General features: G+C 49.1%; 14 protein-coding genes. 9 read left to right on the forward strand and 5 right to left on the reverse strand.

The window, feature by feature from the left end; genetic code table 11:
- Positions 1 to 35 precede the first annotated feature (35 nt).
- The 6 genes from CWM47_RS10975 to CWM47_RS11000 all read left to right on the forward strand — a co-directional run bounded on the left by CWM47_RS10975 (position 36) and on the right by CWM47_RS11000 (position 10,180).
- Complete coding sequence (locus CWM47_RS10975; RefSeq protein WP_100988019.1) at positions 36 to 1,178, forward strand: Gfo/Idh/MocA family protein; 1,143 nt, start codon at positions 36 to 38, stop codon at positions 1,176 to 1,178.
- A 129-nt stretch (positions 1,179 to 1,307) separates the two neighbouring features.
- Complete coding sequence (nagB, locus tag CWM47_RS10980) at positions 1,308 to 3,281, forward strand: glucosamine-6-phosphate deaminase (RefSeq protein ID WP_100988020.1); 1,974 nt, start codon at positions 1,308 to 1,310, stop codon at positions 3,279 to 3,281.
- 239 nt (positions 3,282 to 3,520) lie between these two features.
- On the forward strand, positions 3,521 to 7,282 hold the full coding sequence (locus CWM47_RS10985; protein ID WP_100988021.1) for an RICIN domain-containing protein: 3,762 nt from the start codon (positions 3,521 to 3,523) through the stop codon (positions 7,280 to 7,282).
- A gap of 153 nt (positions 7,283 to 7,435) precedes the next feature.
- Positions 7,436 to 8,209: a hypothetical protein gene (locus CWM47_RS10990; protein ID WP_100988022.1), complete on the forward strand. Its 774-nt coding sequence runs from the start codon at positions 7,436 to 7,438 to the stop codon at positions 8,207 to 8,209.
- 128 nt (positions 8,210 to 8,337) lie between these two features.
- Positions 8,338 to 8,994, forward strand: coding sequence for a transposase (locus CWM47_RS10995; protein ID WP_100988023.1), 657 nt, complete (start codon positions 8,338 to 8,340; stop codon positions 8,992 to 8,994).
- Positions 8,995 to 9,028: 34 nt separating this feature from the next.
- Complete coding sequence (locus tag CWM47_RS11000; protein ID WP_100988024.1) at positions 9,029 to 10,180, forward strand: acyltransferase family protein; 1,152 nt, start codon at positions 9,029 to 9,031, stop codon at positions 10,178 to 10,180.
- Positions 10,181 to 10,198: 18 nt separating this feature from the next.
- On the opposite strand, the gene CWM47_RS11005 is transcribed toward CWM47_RS11000, so the two are convergent.
- The 5 genes from CWM47_RS11005 to nirB all read right to left on the reverse strand — a co-directional run bounded on the left by CWM47_RS11005 (position 10,199) and on the right by nirB (position 18,983).
- Positions 10,199 to 13,600 (reverse strand): fibronectin type III domain-containing protein, encoded by a 3,402-nt coding sequence (locus CWM47_RS11005; RefSeq protein ID WP_100988025.1) that lies wholly within the window; start codon positions 13,598 to 13,600, stop codon positions 10,199 to 10,201.
- 222 nt (positions 13,601 to 13,822) lie between these two features.
- Complete coding sequence (locus CWM47_RS11010) at positions 13,823 to 14,500, reverse strand: response regulator transcription factor (RefSeq protein WP_100988026.1); 678 nt, start codon at positions 14,498 to 14,500, stop codon at positions 13,823 to 13,825.
- Between the two features lie 2 nt (positions 14,501 to 14,502).
- Positions 14,503 to 15,987 (reverse strand): ATP-binding protein, encoded by a 1,485-nt coding sequence (locus CWM47_RS11015; protein WP_100988027.1) that lies wholly within the window; start codon positions 15,985 to 15,987, stop codon positions 14,503 to 14,505.
- Positions 15,988 to 16,059: 72 nt separating this feature from the next.
- Positions 16,060 to 16,413: a nitrite reductase small subunit NirD gene (nirD, locus tag CWM47_RS11020; protein ID WP_100993830.1), complete on the reverse strand. Its 354-nt coding sequence runs from the start codon at positions 16,411 to 16,413 to the stop codon at positions 16,060 to 16,062.
- Between the two features lie 56 nt (positions 16,414 to 16,469).
- Positions 16,470 to 18,983, reverse strand: a complete 2,514-nt coding sequence (nirB, locus tag CWM47_RS11025) for a nitrite reductase large subunit NirB (protein WP_100988028.1) — start codon at positions 18,981 to 18,983, stop codon at positions 16,470 to 16,472.
- 280 nt (positions 18,984 to 19,263) lie between these two features.
- Here nirB and cobA point away from each other — a divergent pair, with 280 nt between their 5' ends.
- From cobA to CWM47_RS11040, 3 genes are all read left to right on the forward strand, one after another.
- Positions 19,264 to 20,022, forward strand: coding sequence for a uroporphyrinogen-III C-methyltransferase (cobA, locus tag CWM47_RS11030; protein ID WP_100988029.1), 759 nt, complete (start codon positions 19,264 to 19,266; stop codon positions 20,020 to 20,022).
- A 278-nt stretch (positions 20,023 to 20,300) separates the two neighbouring features.
- Entirely contained in the window at positions 20,301 to 21,845 is a 1,545-nt protein-coding gene (locus tag CWM47_RS11035; protein ID WP_100988030.1) for an alginate export family protein, read from the forward strand.
- Between the two features lie 43 nt (positions 21,846 to 21,888).
- Positions 21,889 to 23,190 carry an MFS transporter gene (locus CWM47_RS11040; protein WP_100988031.1) on the forward strand — a complete coding sequence of 434 codons (1,302 nt, stop codon included), beginning with the start codon at positions 21,889 to 21,891 and terminating at the stop codon, positions 23,188 to 23,190.
- The last annotated feature ends 43 nt before the right edge of the window (positions 23,191 to 23,233 follow it).

Consider the following 23,233-nt stretch of genomic DNA (forward strand, 5'->3'; position numbering starts at 1 on the left):
GTAGTTGTCTCTTATGAATACAACCGCATAAGAGTATGGAAGCAACCGCGCAAAACGAACGCGAAATCGGAATTGGAGTTATTGGCATGGGTGGCTTTGGGCTGTTTGCCGTTCAGCAATTTGTACAGACACCGCATACGAAACTGGTTGCTATTGCCGGATCAAAACGGGAAGAGGCCATCCGAACAGCCAAACGGTTCGGAGCCGAGCAACTGGGTAGTCTCGAAGAGTTGGTTAACCATCCCGACGTCGATGTAGTTTATATAGCGACTCCCCCTTTTTTGCATTATGAACAAGCCATGCTGGCTCTCCATGCCGGGAAGCACGTCATTTGTGAAAAACCACTGGCCATGAACCCCGAACAGGGGGCAGAAATGCTGGCGCTGGCGAAAGAAAAAGGCTTGTTGATGGTCACGAACCTGATGCAGCGCTACAATCCAATGTTTGCCCGTATCAAACACCTGATCGACAAAAAACTGCTTGGTGACTTTTTGCACGGATACTTCGAGAATTATGCCGGTGACGAGGGACTTTTACCTGACCACTGGTTCTGGGATCGTACCAAAAGTGGCGGGATTTTTATCGAACACGGGGTTCACTTCTTCGATATGTTTGCCGGCTGGTTTGGCAACGGTATCGTGAAAGCCGCTCAGGTAATCAAGCGGCCCAACAGCAATGATATAGAGGATCAGGTACAGGCCGTTGTCGAGTATGGCGACGACGAAACAGGCCGAAAACTGGTTAATTTCTACCACGGGTTTACGCAAACCGGACGTATGGATCGTCAGGAAATGCGGCTGGTATTTGAGCGGGGCGACGTCACGCTGTTTGAGTGGGTACCTACCCGAATGATCCTTCGGTGTGTTGCCGATGAAGAAACAAGCCGTGCGCTGATGGACCTCTTTCCGGGGGCACAACTCAATGTGACGGCCAACATTAGCGGGAAAGACTTACCCTTGCACGGTCGGCACAAAGCATTCGACGCGTATCAGCAAATCGAGATTCGCTTTGGCTTTGGCGATGAGAAACAACACCTCTATGGCGAATTGCTCCGACTGATGTTTCGTGAACAGGCCAGCACTATAAAATTTCCGGGAACGCATCGGCTTATTACCGAAGAAAATGGCTTGCATTCTTTACAAACCGCAACTATTGCCGACCAAATTGCCCGCCAATAATATGACAACCGTATAATTTATATTAATAAAAAAATTTAAAAATCTTGGTTTCGTCTCCCTGATCCGTTAAAAGCTACCTGATTTTTTTCGACCTTTGTGCTGTCTCATCTTTTCTCCGCACAGCGCATCATGATTACGGAGTCTCCATTACTCGACAACCCGGACGGACATATTCCGGGCACAGCACTCACAGGTGGCCCAATTCATTCGGCCATCACGTATGAAAAAATCCCGACCCACATCTATGCCGATGCAAAAGATGCGTCGCTGGCGGTGGCTCAGGAAATTGCCGAACTGATTCGTCAGAGACAAAACGAGGGGAAACCCTGCGTATTAGGTCTGGCAACTGGTTCATCACCCAAAACAGTGTATGCCGAACTTATTCGGATGCACCGCGAAGAGGGTTTGAGCTTCCATAATGTCATTTCGTTCAACCTGGACGAATATTATCCCATGGAACCCGACTCGCTACAGAGTTACTGGCGGTTTATGCGGGAACAACTATTCGACCATGTTGACATTCCGGCGGGTAATTATCACGTTCCGGATGGTACGCTCCGGACGGATAAAGTGAGAGAGTTCGCCAGACACTATGAGTCCGAAATTGAAGCCGCCGGTGGCCTTGACTTCCAACTGTTGGGTATTGGCGGTAACGGTCATATCGGTTTTAACGAACCGGGGTCATTGATCAATTCGCAAACTCGTCTGATGATGCTCGACAACTCAACGCGGGCTGCTGCATCGGTGGACTTTGGTGGCTTACCAAAAACACCCCGTAAGGCCATTACGATGGGCGTTTCGAGCATTTTAGGGGCCAAACGTGTTGTGCTGCTGGCCTGGGGTGAGCGCAAGGCACCCGTTATAAAGAGCGCGGTTGAGGGGCTTGTAACGGAACTGAATCCGGCTTCGTATCTTCAAACGCACCCGAACGCCTTATTCGTAATCGACGAAGCGGCCGCTTCGGAGTTAACCCGCATGAAAACACCCTGGTTGGTGGATTCTGTTGTTTGGGATAACAAAATGAAGAAAAAAGCCGTCACCCATTTGTCGTTAACCCTCGGAAAGCCAATTCTTAAATTGACTGACCGCGAATATAACGACAACGGGATGAGTGACTTGCTGGCTCAATATGGTCAGTCGTATGACATCAATATCGACGTTTTCAATCAATTACAACATACCATTACAGGCTGGCCGGGTGGCAAACCCAATGCCGATGATACCAATCGGCCAGAGCGGGCCTTACCCGTTCAGAAACGCTGCCTGATTTTTAGCCCTCACCCTGATGATGATATCATCTCGATGGGAGGCACGTTCCAGCGTCTGCGCGATCAGGGGCATGATGTCCACATCGGTTATCAGACTTCGGGTAATATTGCCGTTGCTGATGATGAAGCGCTTCGTTTTGCCGATTATGTGGTCGATTTTAACTCAAAATTCGGCATTAAAAGTCCCGAAGCTACCCGGATTTTTCAGGATGCGGCTACGTCGTTGCGAGAGAAAAAAGACTCCTCAATGGACACCGCCGAGGTGCGCTATGTGAAGGGACTGATTCGGATGGGTGAAGCCAAATCGACCTGTCGGTTTGTGGGCATCCCGGTCGAGCATGCGCACTTTATGAACATGCCGTTCTACGAAACCGGAACCGTAGCCAAAAAGCCGCTCAGCGAAGAAGATATTAAAATCACAATGGCATTGATCGAAGAGATCAAGCCGCATCAAATTTACGCTGCCGGTGATTTGGCCGATCCACACGGAACGCACAAGGTTTGCCTGGATGCCATCCTGGAATCTGTTCGGCGGCTGAAGCATAAAAACTTCATGAAAGACTGTTGGGTATGGCTTTACCGTGGAGCTTGGGCCGAGTGGGATATTCACGAAATTGAAATGGCAGTTCCTATGTCGCCCGATCAGGTGATGAAAAAACGGCTTGGCATTTTCAAACACCAGTCTCAAAAAGATGGCGTTGTGTACCAGGGCACCGATTCGCGCGAGTTCTGGCAGCGGGCCGAAGAGCGTAATGGTGCTACGGCTGGCCTTTATAATAAGCTGGGTCTGGCGGAATATGAAGCAATGGAAGCCTTTGTTCGCTGGCGTTTTTAGTTATTAAACGTACTTAATTATCCTAAACGGATTGCGAAGCCACCCTCTCTCAGGGTGGCTTTTTTTGTATATAGTTTATTGAATGCTACATATATAGCATTCAATAAACTATATAGTTTCAGATGTATTACTTTGACTAACAGCCGTTTAGTATATTTTATATACTCTTGTTAACCCGTAGAGTCAAAACATATTATTTAGATGGAAATACGATCCACACTCTTTAAACGATTGATTAGATGAACGTTTCTTTTACCGGAATTCGATTCTGCTTCTGGGCTTTTGCCCTGTTTTTTTGCTATACGGCTCAGTTTACCATCTTCGCTCAAAGTATACCAACGGGTTTTCGGAATGTTAAAGTGCAGGAGGGCTATACCAGTCCAATGGGTATGGTATTTACTCCCAACGGGCAAACGCTTTTTGTTTGGGATAAGGCTGGCCGGGTATGGGCTTCGGTTTGGAACGGCAGTCAGTATGTAAAGCAAATTACGCCGACACTCGATATTAGTGATGAGGTAGGCAACTGGCGTGATTTTGGCCTACTCAGCATCTGCCTGGATCCAAATTACAAGCAAAATGGGTTAGTGTATCTTTTCTACGTAGTGGATCGATACCACCTGTTCAATGCCGGAACGAGCACGTATAACCCGGCAATGAATGAGTATAATAACGCGAGCATAAGCCGGGTTACCCGGTATCAGTTTCAGGCAGTGAATGGAAATATAAATGCCGATAATGCCAGCCGAAAAGTGCTGCTTGGCGAAACGCGTTCTACGGGCGTTCCACTCACCCACAACTCGCACGCGGGCGGAACAATCTTATTTGGCCGTGATGGCTCACTACTCATCTCGACCGGCGATAATGCTAATTTCAATGGTATTGACATGGGTAGTTCTAATGGAACCTACTTTCAGACAGCCATTAACGACGGCATTATGCGTGCCAACGAAAACGTAGGTGCATTTCGGGCGCAACTGGTAAATTCGTTGTGTGGCAAAGTGTTACGGTTAGATCCTGCTACCGGCGACGGGCTGAATAGTAACCCTTTCTACGACACCGCTAATCCACGTTCGGCGCAATCCCGGGTTTGGGCCGTGGGCTTTCGAAACCCATACCGCATGGCCATTCAGCCTAACACCGGGAGTACATCGATCTCCGATGGGAATCCGGGTACATTATTGGTTGGCGACGTAGGCGCAGATACCTGGGAGGATTTGCATGTTATAAAGCAGGGGGGCGAAAATGCTGGCTGGCCCATGTTTGAGGGGATGAATGAACACCCTCAATATGGACCAGCCAGCCGGACAATGGCCAATAAAGATGAACCCAATCCGGCCAATACCTGTGGTGTGCCCTTTCTGCGTTTCGGCGATTTGCTGAAACAGTCAGCTAATCCTGACATGCCTGCCATACAGGCGCTCAATCCGTGCAGCTTGCAGCCCCTGCCTGGCTTGCAACGACGGTATTTTCACTCCCGGCCTGCCCTTGACTGGAAGCATGGTGAAGATATAACCCAAATACCTATATTCAACGGCAGTGCCGCCACAGGTACAACCATTAGCCCTACTGGCACCCCGACGCTTGGTAAACCGTTCAGGGGCTATGCGTTAACGGGGGGAGCCTACTATGCCGGAACGGCATTCCCGGCGGCCTATCGGGATACATATTACTTTGCTGATTATACGCTGAACTGGATTCGGGCCGCTACACTAAACAGTAATGGGACAATTCGGGAAGTGCGGGAATTTATGCCCCAAAATACGGGGAAGGGTATTGTAGATATTGAATATGGTGCACACGATGGCGCTTTGTACTACGTGAACATCAACAGCGGGGAGATTATGAAGGTCGCTTTCGGGGGTAATCAGCCGCCCATTGCGGTGCTATCGGCCGATAGGCAAAATGGCGGCTCGCCCCTGACCGTTAATTTTCGGGCCAGCAACTCCAGCGACCCTGACGGCGATCCGCTTACCTATGCCTGGGACTTTGGCGATGGAACGACGTCTACACTACAAAATCCAACGAAGATTTTCTCGGGAAGTGCCAGACAGGGATTTACGGTTCGGCTCACTGTTTCTGACGGACAGGGATTAACGGATACTAAAACGACGGTTATTTCAATTAATAATGCGGCCCCAACGGCCAGAATTACCGCTCCCGTCAACAACACACAGTACCTGCTCGATCGGCAGACAAATTATAGACTCACGGCAACTGTGGGCGATGAAAACCCTAACAGCTTAACCTATGCCTGGCAGGTCACCTTGCGCCATAATAACCACGAACATCGGGAACCCGTCGTGACCGATGCCTCACCGACCGTTGCTATTTCGCCGGTGGGCTGCGACGGCGAAACCTATTATTATCTTATTACCCTTAAAGTGACCGATAATGGCGGCTTGACGGCTTCTGATTCTGTTAAAGTCTACCCGAACTGCAACTCCGTTAAACTAACTGTAACCAATGCGAAAGCGACGCCAGATATCAACGCTATGCTGGTATCATGGACAAACCCAACGGTATCATACGATAACGTCCTGGTTGTTGCCAAAGCCGGGTCAGGTTTCTCCGATGTACCCAAGCAGACAAGTTATGCGTTCAATGCCAGCTTTACGGGTAATGGGGCCGTATTGGAGGGTGGAAAAGTAGTTTATCAAGGCAGAAATCAGTCGGTACTGATTACGAATCTTGTGGGCGGACAAACATACTTTTTTCGGATTTATACCCGTAATGGCGTTGTCTGGACAGGAGGTATGGAGGTCAGTGCAGTCCCAACGGCTATATCGTTCGACCCGTCGGCCTGTTACCGCTTCATCTCGCGGGTGAGTGGCGAAGTGCTGGGTGTGGAGAACGGCGGCATCACAGAGGGAGCCATTGTTAAGCAGCGCACCGATGCCAATCTGGCCTGGCAACAGTGGAAATTGACGGCTACGGGCGATGGGTATCACCAGCTGACAGCCAGCCATAGCGGAAAGGCACTTGCTGTAGTCGGTATGTCCATACAGAATCAGGCGACATTGGAACAGTCAGCTTATACGGGCCAGCCTCATCAGCAATGGGCTATCCAGCGGGATGCGCAGGGCTACTATCAGTTTGTGGCTCGTCATTCAGGAAAATTGCTCGATGTGGAAGGCAGTAACCGAAATCAGGGGGGTAATGTGATTCAGTTTACGGCGAATGGTGGCCAAAGCCAGCAGTGGAGTATTGAGCAACGAACCTGTGCGGTACCGGTTCCCGTTTCATTCGATCCATCGGCCTGTTACCGTATCACGTCGCGGGTGAGTGGCAAAGTGCTGGGTGTGGAGAGCGGAAAAACGACCGATGGTGCCCCTGTCAAGCAACGCACCGATGCCAATCTGGCCTGGCAGCAGTGGAAGTTAACGGATGTAGATGGTGGATTTTACCAGATAACAGCCAGTCACAGTGGAAAGGCGCTCGACATCGTGGGCGCGTCCAGGCAGGATCAGGCGTCACTGGAACAGTCCACTTATACGGGCCAGCCCCATCAGCAATGGGCTATCCAGCGAGATGTTCAGGGTTATTATCAGTTTGTGGCCCGGCACTCGGGCAAAGTGCTCGATGTGGAGGGAGGCAATCGAAATGAAGGTGGTAATGTGATTCAATTTACGCCAAATGGTGGCCAGCCGCAGCAATGGACCGTTACTGCCGCCACCTGCGCAGTTGGGTCGGCTCGTTTTAGCACAGAGCAGGCCGCCAGCGTGAGCACCGACGTTCGGGAGTTAACGCCAGATGCATTTCGTCTTTGGCCAAACCCCGCTCGTGATTACGTATTGATCGACCTACGATATGCCGCTGGACAGCCGGCCGATGTCGCGGTAGTTGATGGTACCGGCAAGGTGGTACACCAGGCGCTGGTTCAGACGGAGACCGAGCCTATTTACCGAATAAACACCACCTTGTTTAACGACGTTCGTTACTTCATAACCGTTAAAGCAGATGGGCGGCCAATGACTACATTGCGTCTTTTATTAGTAAAGTAGGGCTATATTAATTAACTAAGAAAGCCACTCCGACTTAGGAGTGGCTTTCTTAGTTAATTAAAAATTTGTTTTGATACGCCTTATGATATAAAAATTGAATATAATTGCATTTATATACAATACTTGTATTATAATCTGGCGCTTTCCAATCCTATGACAAGACAGAACAAACAACGAACGCTTCGGCTGTTTGCCTTACATGAGTTTATTCAGGATCACTTCACCAAGTCGGACTGGATCAAGGTGGCGTACCTGACCGATAGCCTTGAATTGATTGAAGATCACCCCCGGTTGTTGCGGAGTCTGGACTTCAAAGATGATGATTATGAGGGCAATAGCTTGCAGGTTCTGTCGAAGCTAATCAGTGAAAGTACAAGCAATCTATACGAAATCGAACACTTTATCGAAGCAAAAAAAGCAACAATGAATCGGCCCGTTCGGGAAGTGCCCGATTTTATTTCCACCGTTCATGCCGTTACACCTGAGCGGGTCATCACATTCGCGCCGGATGTATTTCGGATTCCGGCCAAACCGGTCGGGATGAATGTTCTGTCGGTAATGATGCCTTTTGAAAGTAAATTTTCGGGGACGTACACGGCCATTCGGAATGTGTGTGCCCGGCTTGGCATCGACTGCAAACGAGCCGACGATATTTGGGACAATAGCATCCTGATTCAGGACGTATTCGACCTGATTTTTACATCCCGCGTTGTCATCACCGACTTTACGGACCGAAATCCTAATGTGTTTTACGAAACGGGAGTGGCACATACCCTCGGCAAACTCGTCATTCCAATTACACAATCGGTTGGCGATATTCCATTCGATTTACGGCATCACCGCGCCCTTACGTATTTGTCTAATACGGAAGGCCTGCTGAAACTGGAAAACGATTTAGAGAAAAAGTTGATGAAGGTATTTAGTTGATGTATGTACCCACGGGTTTTAACCCGTGATTATGGCAGTAGTAATTACCACGGGTCAAAACCCGTGGGTACGTTTAGAGTTACTTATTTATCAAATTTCGTCAGAGTCAGGAGTAAACCTGTAAGCTGATGAAGATAGAATATACCCGTAATCTGCCCCATCTTCAATACGTTGGGGCTACTTTTTTTGTGACGTTTTGCCTGAAGGGCGCCTTGCCTGCTCATGTTGTGCAAGAGCTTATAGCCGAACGAGAGCGAACAATAAAGCATCTGAAAGAAAAAAAAGCAGATGATACCGCCGATGTGGTTTATCGGGAACAAAAACGGTATTTTGCTCGTATCGAACGTACACTTGATGCCTGTCAACATGGTCCTGACTGGCTCAGAAACCCGAGTATTGCTGCTGTTGTCGCTAATAAGATACGGGAGGCCAATGGTAAAAGTTATGAATTACTTGCTTACTGCATTATGCCAAATCATGTCCATTTGGTTGTTGATACCGCGAATCAACTGGAGACACTAGAGCCTGATGAAGATGTCACAAATGATAACTATCAACAGCTTTTTCAAAGCCTGGGTATCATCAAAGGTGGATCAGCATTTAAAGCAAATCAGTTTATGGGCCGGAGGGGTGCTTTTTGGCAGTCGGAGAGTTACGACCATTATGTACGGGATGCTGCTGAACTTAAGCGGATTATAAATTATACGCTGCAAAACCCTGTTAAAGCAGGTTTTGTTACGAACTGGCAGGATTGGCCATACACGTATTTAAGTGAACGATTTTGACTGAATGAGACATAAAGAAATAACAGAATACGAAATGGGTGACGGGCAATACGGGCTAAAGCCCGTAGGTACACCTTCATATACATCAACCCGTCTGCTCTCGCTCGATTTTTTTCGGGGCCTGACGGTGGCCGCTATGGTACTGGTTAATAATCCCGGCGATTGGGCCCATATTTATGCTCCTCTCGAACATGCGCCCTGGAACGGCTGGACGCCTACCGATCTGATCTTTCCGTTTTTTCTCTTCATTGTCGGGGTGTCAATTACGTTTGCGCTGGACGGAGGGAAAGCGAAAAAAGGCGTTGTCGGTAAAATTGTGAAACGCAGCATAACCTTGTTTTTACTGGGCCTGTTTCTGAATTTCTTTCCCAAATTTGACATCTCCGTCGTTCGTATTCCGGGTGTTTTGCAGCGGATTGCACTAGTGTATCTGGCTTGTTCGCTCATTTTTCTAAAAACCAGTTCCCGGCAGCAGTTATACATTCTGTGCGGGTTACTGGTTGGCTATTGGCTTGCCATGACCGTAGTGCCGGTGCCGGGAGTAGGCTATGCTAACCTCGAACCCGAAACCAACCTCGCAGCCTGGTTCGACCGTGTTATTCTTACCCCCGCGCACGTCTATAAACCGGCCAAAGTATGGGACCCTGAAGGTATATTCAGTACACTTCCCGCCATTGGGACTGGAATTCTGGGTATGCTGACCGGCCGCTGGTTACAGAGCAATCGACCGGCAGCCGAGAAAGTAGCCTGGCTTTTTGCCGCCGGTTGCCTGGTGACCCTCGCCGGATTGATCTGGCATGGGTTCTTCCCCATAAATAAAGCCCTCTGGACGAGTTCATTTGTTTTGCTGGCGGGCGGTCTGGCCATGCTTGGACTGGCATTGAGCTACTGGCTCATTGATGTTCAATACCATACATGGGGTGTTTTGCCGTTTGTGGCGTTTGGCGTCAATGCGATCACGGTCTTTTTTCTGTCGGGGTTGATTCCGCGTATTATGAACCTGATTCACATTACGCAGCCCGACGGTACGGAACTGGGGTCGAAGGAGTATCTCTATCGTAATTTTATTGCCCCACCTTTTGCCGATCCAATCAATGCGTCGCTGGCGGGTGCCCTGACGTTTGTGCTGATCTGGTTCGGCATATTGTGGTGGATGTACCGGAAGAATGTGATCATCAAGGTGTAAAGGCGTCTTCGGTACGTTCTATAACCCAAGTTTTAGTTGAGCATTGGTTCCAAAACTCAATTTTTGCCCCGTATCGACATTTATCTGTCGGGCATTGGCTATATAACTGACCGGTACAAGTATTATATGCTTGATTAGTACTATATCAGTGCTAACGGGTACGCGGTTACAAGACCAGATTGTCGGGTCGTTCCAGGTTCCGCTTTGAATGGTATACATGCTGGAACAGGGTGTGCGGGTCTGAAAAATGGTTGATATTGTGAAGGCAGAACTTTCGGTGGCTGAGCAAATCGTTCTGATCTGCCATTCATACGTTGTGCCGGGTGTTAACCCGTTAAGAATTAGCGTACTGGAAATGGGCGTACCAAGTAAGTTAGTGAGTATTGTCCAGGTAGTAGAGCCCACTTCCCGGTATCGAATGGCATAGCGTGTGGATGCGTCTCCGTCAAAATAAGTCCAGTTCAGAGTAGCTGAAGTTGTCGTCACGTTCGTTGTAGGTGGCGATCCAAATCCAGGCAGACTACATGAGTACGTTGTAAATTGCACCAGTGAGGTGAAATCTGTATAGTCACCCAGCGCACATTTCGTTCTGACCTGCCACTCATACCTCGTATTGCCGGTTAAACCCGTTAGCGAACAGGTGTTCGTGAGCAGGTTACCAATGGTGGTCCAGTCCAATGTGCCCGACAGGCGATAGCGTACTTCGTAACGCACATCGATACCCATCTCATTCCAGTATAATGAGGCCGATGTAATCTTGACATTTGTATACGGAATAAGGGGAATCTGGCACTGGGTCGTGAATGTAGGGCCAGCGATATAGTGCCCCGGCTGATCGGGGCAAAGCGGAGCGATCAGCCATTCGTAGGTAGTATTGTTAGTTAATCCCGTCAGATTACAATAACCTCCTGTCAATGAGGCTGGTATTGCATTTATTTCAGTCCAGTTGGCTGCGCCTGCGGCTCTGTAGCTAATGTAATACTGAACCCCAGGATCATTGACGACAGTCCAGACCAATCGGGCCGACGATGAGGTGACAAGCAAACTTCTCAGGTTATTCGCTACCAGTTGATTGCAGCCAGTTGTAAATGTTTTGGTTATGGAGTAGCCAGACTGAACATTAGCGGTGCAATTTGTCAGCACATGCCACTCATAGGTAGTGCCGGCAGTCAGGCCGGTTAACGAACAGGAGGGTGTATTTCTGGCAACAGTGGTCCAGCCAGGCCTACCCACGGGTCGGTATTGCAGGGTGAATGCGGTAGCCGGATCTGGCGAAGAACTTACCGACCACTGGAGAGTAGCTCCTGTGGACGTAGTTGTATTGGTTAAGCCGTTGGGAATTCGGCAAGTGGTTAAAAAGGTACTCAGATAAGTATAGGTTGAACTTTCGAGGGCTCCGCAAACATTTTTAAGCTGCCATTCATAGGTCGTGTTGGTTGTCAGGCCCGTTACTGTGTAACTACCACCACCATACAGCACGTTGGGCAACCCGCTGACCGTATGCCAATCAGGTGCTCCCTGCGGTCTATAGCGAAGTTCAGCGTAGATGCCTGGTTCTATATTGCCTGTAGAAAAATAAATAGTAACCGACTCGGCACCTGGATTACTAACAGTTGTATAAGGAGAGGGGCAAGCCTCCGTTGTAAACGAACGAAGAGGAGTAAAATCCGAATTTACGGTAGGCGAACCTGGACAAACGCCCTGCACCTGCCACTCATAGGGTGTTTGGGAAGCGAGACCCGTTAGTGAGTAAGAGCCCGTGATACCAAATAGAGTAGTAGTGCTGGTCAGACCACTAATCGTATTCCAGGCAGTTGCGCCTATGGTTCGCCATTGAAGGGTATAAAGTTCGTTTATAGTCCCATTCCAGGACAGGGCTGCTGTTATCCTTGCCGGATAGCTGACAGGGTTTGTTGGTGTAGAACAGGGCGTCAGGAAGTTTATAGGGCCAGAATAGGCAACACTACCTATTCCTCGTACTTCCCATTCGTAGGCCGTATTACCGCTTAACGAAATTGATGTATACGTCTCATTAATGCCGGTGATTAATATCCAATTGGCTGCGCCTACCTGTCTCCATTGAACGTCATATCTTGTTCCTTCTCCCAGACTATTCCAGCTAAGCCGGGCACTGTTTCCGGTTAGTTCGGTTGTCATTAGTCCGGTTACGGGGGGGACAATGGGTATGACAAAAGACGCCGTCGAACTAATGCTGCCAGTCTTCGTATTGGAAGGGCGAATTCGGTAGTAATACTGTGTTAGCGGTGTCGTTTGGTTGTCTATGAATCGTAGTTCATCAGGCCCCGTTCCGCCAATTGGAACAAAATTGGTCGTGGGCGATGTAGATCGTTCAATGAAATACCCCATTTCATTAGTGGCATTATCCTGCCAGGTTAATAGTACGGCCCCGCCATTACTGGTTGCGGCCAAATGACTGACGGGATTTACATTAGTAGCTGGCGCGTCGAGGGTATAGGCTGTGTGGGTTTGACGTAGGGCTAACCCCGCCTGCATTCGGTCGTACTGACCGGGAGTGAAATCGTGTGTGCAGGGAAAATAGTATGACATGATGTTGGTAATGGACGGCGTGTAGGCGTCACCATGGGCATCTCGGGCCGTGCTGGCCGGATCATACTGTGGACAACCGTTAACAGAATAAAGGTTTGCGTCACCCATATTATAGGGGTCGGCGGGGGTATCGCAAATTAAGTCGCCTTCTGTGGCGCAGTTGGCACCGGCTCCCCGCGTGACTAACTCATTCGTTACGCCGGTACCAAGTATCCCGGTTCCTGAATTTTGGCCAAATGTGTGGATAAGGCCAAAAGTATGGCCTAACTCATGCGGAATCAGTCGATTACCTAAGTCATCTTCAGATTTAGAACCGGTCAGGATAAACGACCGGGTTGAGTTAATGGAATTGTTAGGATAAGAAGCATAGCCACCTAATGATGGATTCTGAAACCGATTGACATAATACTGGTTTAGCGCATCATGGGCATCATAAGCATCTACCGACTGACTGCCATACTGTTCATACATGTCGTCGTTATCAATGTAATCGGGCGTAGTTCCGGCAAAAGAAAATTGAATGCCGAACCCATTTAACAAGTAATATTTGTTGGTGGCTGCTAGTACATGATTCAAGCTAACTAGGCTGAACCCGCCTGTTCCATCACTCTGCCGAATGATGTGCGGGCGGATAGGTACATAAGTAATAGCGGTGAAAGCGGCATTGGAGGCACGCTTGCGTTGTAACGCCAGGTTTGCTTCCTGCACTAAAAATGTTGTCTGGGCTGGTGTCAGATCAACTGTACCGCAGGCAAGCGACGTTGACTGAGGTGTGCTTTGCCCTACTGATAGCTGATGTAAAGCCATCGACAGGAACAGGATAACAAGTGTATTAGTGCGGGATGTTCGCATAACTACCCCCAGGTGATCAGCATGAATTTAATCACTTGGAAGCCTCAAATGTCCACTTTAACTTTTGTTCTGGCAATAGATGGATAAGAATAATTCTACTAAACGGTTAAGAATAAACGTTTAGGTTTAATCTGCTGTAAATCAGTTACTTATTAAATTATTTTTTGAAATAAAAAAAGACTGCCAAAACGCCCTTTCTCCATCAGGTTTGTGTCATAGAAACTAATTTTTTCTTTTCTCTTCCAGTGCTATACGGATTAAATCGACAGTGTTTTTAACCCCCGCTTTGCGGATGATACTGGCCCGCTGATTGGCTACTGTGTTTGGACTTATACCAAATTTATTAGCTATCTCCGGGCTACTCATACCCTCGATCAGGCATGTAAGAACCTGGGTTTCACGGGACGTTATGCGATTCCAGATAGAATAGGAAACGGTGGTATTAGGCGTTATCGCGTCATTAAGCTGATTTCTGGATGGTAAAACCAGGCTCCGAATTATTACTGACGATGCATTGGGTGGGTAGTATAAATCACCTTTGACAACCGTTCGTACGGCCCGCAATATTTCTTCCAGGCCCGTGTCTTTAAGCAAATAACCCGCAGCACCGTGTTGCACGGCTTTCAGAATATAATCCGGGTTGTCGTGCATACTGAACATCAGCGTCCGAACAGTGGGGTATTGCTGCGAAATCACTTTTAGCGCTTCAATTCCCGACATACGGGGCATTGTGATGTCGAGTAGCAAAACATCTGTGCTGATACTGGCCAGCAAGTCGATCGCTTCGTCGCCATCGGCAGCTTCGCCCACGATTTGTATATCCGGTTCATCTTCCAATAACATCCGAATGCCTTTTCGTACTACGGAATGGTCATCAGCAATGAGAATTCGTATCGACATAACTAGTGAAGGTTATCAGATAAGTTGATGCTAACCCGCACTCTCGTCCCTTTTCGAGGCTTCGATGTAATGGTGAAATCGCCACTGAGCAAACGGGTTCGAGTGCGCATATTCTCAAGGCCGTTAATGATGGGCAATGGTTTTTTATCAGTTGGCGATGCCTTTATGACAAATCCTCTTCCGTCATCCTCAATCGTCAACAGGAGCTTCAGCGCATTCTGTTGCAATGTAATTTTTATCGTCTGCGCTTCTGCATACTTCAGGGAATTGTGCAAAGCTTCCTGTGCAATACGATATAAACCGATCTCCATAGCCGGACTGAGCCGTTTGGCATTCGCCGGGCCAATAAAAACGATAGAAATACCTGATGCCCGTGTCGTTTGCTCAGCCAGGAGTTGCAGGGTAGGACTTAAACCAAAGTCGCTTAATGTTGAGGGCATTAAGTTATAAGAAACCTGCCGGGTGGTTTGGATCGTATCGCCAATAAGGTCGCACAGTTCTGCAAACCGCTGCCGTTGTTTCTCGTCTGCGAAGGTGGTCGATTTTAGTTTTTCGGCATGCAGTTTCAGGCCGGTGAGCATCTGGCCAATGCCATCGTGAAGTTCGCGCGCAAACCGTCGACGCTCTTCCTCCTGTCCTTCCAGCAATGCCGCCGATCGAACGGTGTCTTCGGCCAGTTGTAACTGGTATTTTTCTTCCGTTGTGCGTACCAGTTCTTTCTGCGTGTCAACTAATTTTTGATTGGAAGCCGCCAGATTCAGGTTGGTTGCTTCCAGCTCCCGATTGGCAATTTCCATATGGCTGTTCGCCAGTTGCAACGCTTTCTCCGACCGGGCCAACCGGCGAATGACGTGCCTGGTGTGATTGACAACAGGCCTGAACACAAATAGACCCTCAATCAATAGTGTCAACAAAGTCGCAATAGTGAGCAGCCATTCAATGCGTTCAAGCCGTTTTACCTGATCAAAGCTTTCTGTATCAAACTGAAAGACGATGTCATTCATTTGCTGCAGAAACGAAAACTCATCCCGTAAAATGATCTGAAGTGCCGCTCTTTTCTCGTCAAGCGTCGTTGCCGGATTATTGATTCGCCCAAAGCTCTTGTAAATAGACTGAAATATTGGCTCGATACTGGTAAACATACGGTCCAGTTGATCGCTTTTGCGCACGGAATAAGCCTTTTCCATACGAAGCATGCCATTCCGTAACTGAATGTGGCTTTGGCTCCAGGAGTGAAGTAGCGAGTCGAACGAAACGGTATCGGCAGTAGCAAGCCCCTCAATTCGCAGCATGGCCAGTTTCGTTAGTCGCTGACTCAGCATCCGTTGCCGTCCGGCTACGTTTACCACCCGGCTGTCGTCGTAGTGGGTACTAATAGTTTTTTTGATAAACAGTAGCCCACTCAGAGACAGCACGGCAATGACAGTGAGGGCTATCATATAAAACCGTGTTAACCGATTGGCTACCTGTTGATCGAGTTGAGGCATGAAGTATTTGGGTTTTGCGTCTGGGCCAAGCCGCTATGGCAGACCGTTCTGGCCTGGCCCAGACAATCCTCACTATAGTCCAATATACACGACATCATCCACTACTTTGATGGGATATGTGGCAATTTCGTAGCCGTCATCGTTCAGGCATTCGCCCGTTTTGAGCGAAAACGTTTTTTTGTGGAAAGGACATGCCACTTTAGGCTCATTGCCTTGACTGCCAATCATGCCGCGCGACAAAGCCATTTGCTGGCGATGCGGACATTGATTATCAGTAGCATACCATTCGCCCCGACGCGCAAAGTTAAAGATAGCAATCTGCCGACCTCCGAGCAATACGCAGGCACCGCCGTCTTCGGGAATATGGTCGATTTGACACGCTGGGTGCCATTTAATTTCGTCTTTATTTATTGTGAGTGTTTCCATTTGTTTGATTTGCTTTGGACTGGCGCGGGTTTGAACCCGTGCCAGACCCACGTCAACTACGCCCATTCTTTGGCCCGCTTCTGATCGCGCAGTGACTCAAATTGAATTGTTGGGTCTTTTTCTTCAGGCACGTTGACGAAGTGAGCAAAGCGGGCGCGAAGTGCCGGATTATCCACTACCTCTTTCCATTCGCATTTGAACGTATCGACCAGCAGTTGCATTTCTCGCTCCAGATCATCGGCAATGCCAAGCACATCGTCGACAACAACGGCCCGCAGGTAGGTCATGCCGCCCTCCATCTTGTTGAGCCAGGTAGCCGTGCGGGTGAGCGGATCGGCGGTTTTGATGTAGAACATCAAGAATCGGTCGATGTAACGGATGCAGGTTTCTTTGTCCACGTCAGTCGCCAGCAACTGGGCATGTTGCGGTTTGGATCCACCATTGCCACCGATATATAGATTCCAGCCTTTCTCGGTAGCGATAATACCGAAGTCTTTACTCTGCGCTTCGGCACACTCCCGAATGCAACCCGACACGCCCGACTTGAGCTTATGCGGAGACCGAATGCCTTTGTAGCGCTCTTCGACTTCAATGGCAAACGAAACGGAATCCTGTACGCCAAACCGACACCAGGTGCTGCCTACACAGCTTTTCACCGTACGCAGTGATTTGCCATAGGCATGTCCACTCTCGAAACCAGCGGCTATAAGTTCTTCCCAAATGACGGGTAAATCGCCGACGTGGGCACCGAACAGGTCAATGCGCTGGCCACCCGTAATTTTGGTGTAAAGACCATATTTTTTGGCTACCTGCCCAATAACGATCAGTTTATCGGGCGTGATTTCGCCACCCGGAATGCGGGGAACGACCGAATACGTACCGCCTTTCTGAATATTTGCCAGATACCTGTCGTTCGAATCCTGAATCGTAGCGCGACCTTTTTCCAGAATGTTCTCATTCCAGAGACTGGCCAGAATGGAGGCCACTGCCGGTTTACAGACTTCACAGCCATCGCCATGACCAACATGGTCAATTACGGCGTCGAAGGTTTTCAGGCTGTTGATTTTCACTAAATCCAGTAATTCCTGCCGGTTGAAATCGAAGTGTTCGCAAAGGATAGTACGAACATAGACGCCCTTCTGCTTCATGACACCCTGAATGATGTCTTTCACCATCGGCGTACAGCCTCCACAACCGGTACAGGCTTTGGTTGCTTTTTTGAGCGCGTCGACGGTAGTATGTCCGTTCTCACCGATTTCGTGGCAGAGCATGGCTTTCGTGACGGCTTCGCAGGAGCAGATCAGCGCATCGTCGGGGAGGCTCATTACTCCGGCGCCACCTTCTTCGCCACCCCGCGAGCCTAGAATCAGGTCTTCGGGATCGGGGGGTAGAATGGTTTTATTCTTGCAGGTTTGCAGGAGCATATTATACTGTTCTGCATCGCCAACCAGAATGCCGCCCAGTAACTCCTTACCATCAGTCGATATATTGATTCGTTTGTAAACGCCTTTTGCCTTATTCTCGTAGACAATTGTTTTACAGTCCGACGCAAACGGGTCACCAAACGAGCCAACGTCTGTCCCGATCAGCTTGAGCTTCGTGGACATATCGTATGGCTTGAACTCCTTTTCTTCGCCAATCAGGCGCGACGCGACTACGTCGGCCATGTCATAGCCGGGTGCTACCAGCCCGTAAATCATGTGGTGCGCCACGGCACATTCGCCAATGGCAAAAATAGATGGGTCGGATGTTTGCAGGAAGTTATCGACAAGGATACCCCCGCGCGGGTGTGTTTCTATACCCGACGCTTTGGCCAGCTCGTCGCGTGGACGAATACCTGCCGAAATAACCAGCATGTCGACGTCTATGCGCGAACCATCGGCAAATAACATTCCATCAATAGCGTCGTTGCCGGTGATCTCCTGTGTGCTTTTGGCCAGGTGAATTTTCAGCCCCAGCGATTCAAGTTGTCGCTGTAAAACACCTGAGCCTGCCTCGTCAATTTGCCGGGGCATCAGGCGCGGAGCAAACTCTACCACATGGGCTTCGTCCATACCTAGATCGAGTAAGGCTTTAGCGGCTTCCAGGCCCAATAAACCACCGCCCAACACGGCACCTTTTCTGGCCTTTCGTGCATACGATTGAATGAGGTCGAGATCTTCGATGGTGCGGTAAACAAAGACGCCGTCCTTTTCGACGCCAGCAACCGGCGGCACAAAAGCGCCCGACCCTGTAGCCAAGACTAGGTAGTCATAAGGCACTACAACACCGTGGTGTGAACGAACCTCTTTGTGCTCCCGGTCAATGTCAACAACCGGGTCGGTGAGGTAAAGTGTGATGCCGTTATCGGCATACCAGCTTTTGGGGGCAAGCGTCAGGTCGTCGGCAGTTTTGCCATCGAAATACGCACTTAAATGAACCCGGTCGTAGGCTACACGAGGCTCTTCCCCAAAAATCGTCAGTGTAAACCGTTGTTCGTTTTTCGCTTTGGCTACTAATTTTTCGCAGAATTTGTAGCCCACCATGCCGTTGCCAATGACGACGACACGCCTGTTTTTGTTTGTGTTCATAGTTAATTATAACTATAACATTGTGAAAACCCCGTTTAAATATTGTATTATTCTTATAAAATAGCCTCCTTCCTCCCAAAATAGGCTAGTCAAAAGTAAGAGGTGTTTTTGGTAAATCCTAAAGAATTATTTCGTTATAGGGTGATTATGAAACATATTTTTTCGAAAAAGACTTGTTTTTAAGAATTTCGTCTCTACTTTTGGACGAGAAATTCACAATAGTGGTAAATTAATATTATAGTACAATACCACTATATAGCTACCAAGGAGGTAAAGTCAGATGAAGCCAAAGCTAACACTCGTGGGGGCGGGTCCCGGCGACGGCGAATTGATCACCTTAAAAGGGATCAGGACGCTCCGGCAGGCCAACGTTGTTTTGTATGACGACCTTGCCAACCATACTTTACTGGAGTTTGCGCCAGAGCAGGCTCTGAAAATCTATGTGGGAAAACGGGCTGGAAAAGCGTCGTTTACACAGGAAGAGATCAATGAGTTGATCGTTCGGTTGGCTCAGGAATACGGGCATGTGGTTCGGCTGAAAGGGGGCGATCCGTATGTATTTGGCCGGGGATTTGAGGAGTTCGAGTATGCCCGGCGGTATGCTATCGACTGCGAAGTAGTACCGGGCGTGTCGAGTAGTATTGCGGTTCCGGCTTCGCAGGGTATTCCGGTAACGAGCAGGGGCGTTAGCGAAAGTTTCTGGGTCATTACGGGAACTACGCGTAATGGTCAACTGTCCGACGATTTACAGTTGGCGGCTAAATCAAAAGCAACGGTTGTTGTTTTGATGGGCATGAGTAAACTGCACGAGATTTGTGAACTATTCTGTAAGGCCGGACGCGGTCATTTGCCCATGGCAATTATACAAAATGGTACACGTGCTGACGAACAGTGCGTAATTGGTCAGGTCTGTAATATGGAGTCGTTGGCCGCAGAGCAGGGCGTGGGGGCGCCCGCTGTGCTGGTTATCGGCGAAGTCGTTGCACTGCATCCGTCCTATCTGGCAGAATCCATGCGAAACTTTTCTATGGCCTACTAAAAAAGAAAAAAGCCGATCCGGTGTGGGGGCACCTTTGGATCGGCCAAAACAGGGTTTGTCTATGCGAAAAACACAAACATGTCAAAGAAAATGAAAAATAACAGGTAAAGCAAATCAACATCTTCCTGCCGTTGGTCACTCGCTGATCAATCTGCCCTTCTGTATTGTCTTCAGAGCCAATTCTTACGCTGCTCTACACGTCCTTACCCGAATTTGGGTAAGTCCCTTCCCTGTTGCCTTTACCGTTCGTTATCTTCTTAATCTGGTTGCCTATTTTTATGAAATCTACAATCAAACGGGTGTCATTAGCAGGGGTTATTCTACTGCTAGCCCAATCAACGATATACGCGCAGTTCTCACTCGTTGGGCAGGTTCGTACACGTACTGAATTGCGCAACGGGCTGGGTAACCTGGCACCGAAAAATGCCCCGGCAGCTTTTTTTACATCCCAGCGCACACGGCTTACGTTTGGCTACAAATGGGATCGGGTACAGTTTCAAACCTCAATTCAGGATGTTCGGGTATGGGGGCAGGATGCATCGACGATCAATAACGCCGACGGCAATCGCCTGATGGTTCACGAAGCCTGGGCCGAAGTGACACTGGCAAACAGTGCCGATACGACCATCAAGTTCAAACCAATTCAGAATCTTTCACTCAAAATAGGCCGTCAGGAGCTTGTTTACGACGATGTGCGGCTGTTGGGCAACCTCGACTGGCTCCAGCAGGGGCGCCGGTTCGATGCGGCTCTCCTGAAAGGTCAGCATATGGGCTGGGCACTTGACCTTGGCGTTGGCTTCAACCAGAACACAGACGCCTTCGGAACGGTGGGTGATAATTACACACCGGGCAATGTGGCCGCTTTGGCTCTCTCAAACAAGAACGTATCGCTGACTATCCCCGCTGGCTTTATTCCAACGGCGGGCAAAAGCGGGGCTCCGGTATTGGCAACGCCCCTGAGCACAAATGGACAGAATCAGCAGTTCAAGTCGTTTCAAATGGCTTATCTGACCCACAAATTCAATCAGACAAAATTCTCGGCCTTGTTCTTTAAAGACGACTTTCAAAAGTACCGGACCGACTCACTTGGGAGTGCTGCGGCAGGTTACGTATATGGGAGACGTTATGACGTTGCCGGTACTAATTCCCGCCTAACATACGGGGCAATGCTCACGGGGCAGCTAGGCAATACCTCGTCAAAATTGGGTAAAGTACAATGGCAGGCGTTTGCCTATGGGCAGGGTGGTAAAGACCGCGATGGCCTGAACATCAAAAAAGCCTATCACTACGGTGGTAACATCATGTTCCAGAAAGGACTGCTGAGTGTTGGGCCCGGCTACGAGGTGCTGTCGGGCAACGATGCGACCACGATTCAGTCGGGCGAAACCAGCCGATTTGACCCGCTGTACGGTACACCACACCGCCATTGGGGCTATATGGACTACTTCTATGTAGGGACAGGCTCGCCAGCGGGCGGGTTGAAAGATGCGTTCCTGAAGTTCAAATACGCCAATACCCGCCTTACCACAACTTTCGATATTCATTACTTCGCGCTGGCCGCTCCCACATACAACAAAATGACCGATGCGCCGGTCGGTGCGCTCTTGTCGAACAAGTTGGGTATGGAATATGACTTCGTGGCGAACTATGCCCTCAATAAGTTCACCAATCTGGAATTTGGCTACTCAGTCATGAATGGAACGAACAGTCTGGAATATGCCAAGCAGGGGACGATGGGCGAAAAGAACCATATCGGGACCTGGTCTTACCTGATGATCAACATCCGCCCGGATTTCCTTGCCGCGAAACCAGCCAATAAATAGACTCATCGAACGCATATTTTCTTATTTTCTAAACACAAACATCATGAATCTTACATCGAATAAACCGCTAGAGTCACTAAATGTATTCCGTTTCAGCGGAGTACAGATGCGCACTTTCCACATTACGTGGTTCACCTTCTTTGTCTGTTTCTTCGGCTGGTTCGGGCTGGCCCCGCTGATGCCCGCCATCCGGGCCGATCTTGGATTAACCAAACCAGAAGTAGGAAATACCATTATTGCGGCTGTGTCGGCTACAATTCTGGCCCGGTTGGTTATTGGAAAACTCTGTGATAGCTGGGGACCTCGCAAAACTTACACCGCTCTGCTGGTGCTGGGTTCGTTGCCGGTCATGTTCGTTGGACTGGCGCACGATTACACAACGTTCTTACTTTTCCGGCTGGCGATTGGCGTCATTGGCGCATCGTTCGTAATTACGCAGTTTCATACGTCGATCATGTTTGCCCCAAAAATAAAAGGAACGGCCAATGCAGTAGCCGGTGGATGGGGCAACCTCGGCGGGGGAATCACCCAATTGGCGATGCCGCTCATTATGGCCGCTATTGTTGGTTTCGGCTACACAAAACCTGAAGCGTGGCGACTGGCTATGATTTTTCCGGGCGTTATGATGCTCATCATGGCATTTGTATATTACCGCTTTACAAAAGATACTCCCTCTGGCAACTTCGACGAGATCGAACGGTCGGTAGTAACGGGCGAGAAAGTAAGTTTCTGGGCCGCCTGCGCCGATATCCGTGTCTGGGCGCTGGCCCTTGCCTATGCGTGTTGCTTCGGTATGGAAATTACCTTCGATGGTGTAGCCGCGCTTTACTTCTTCGATAATTTCAAGATGGCCGAAACACAGGCTGGGTTCTGGGCTATGCTCTTCGGTGGGATGAATATTTTTGCCCGCGCTCTTGGCGGTATCGTGGCCGATAAGGTGGGAAACAAATACGGAATGCGCGGCAAAGGTGTTTTGCTTGCGGGGATGCTGGTGCTGGAAGGGGCCGGTATTGTGCTGTTTGCCCAGGCCGGTAGCTTGCCGCTGGCTATTCTGTCGATGATTACGTTCGCGTTATTCCTGAAAATGTCGAATGGCAGCACCTACGCCATTGTTCCCTTCGTGAACCCCAAAGCTGTGGGCGTTATTTCGGGAGTTGTCGGTGCAGGCGGAAACCTCGGGGGCATGTTAATGGCCTTCCTCTTTAAATCTCAGTCAATCAGTTACGGACAGGCCTTTATGTACATTGGCTGTATCGTGGCTGCTGTCGGAGCGCTCTTATTTTTAGTAAATTTCAGTAAAGAAGTGGTCGTAGAACCGGCAGAAGTAGAATTGCAAACAGCTTAATTTTAATGAATAATTGATAATGTTCAATGAAGAATGAATAGGG

The sequence above is a fragment of the Spirosoma pollinicola genome (assembly GCF_002831565.1).
Lineage (GTDB): Bacteria > Bacteroidota > Bacteroidia > Cytophagales > Spirosomataceae > Spirosoma > Spirosoma pollinicola.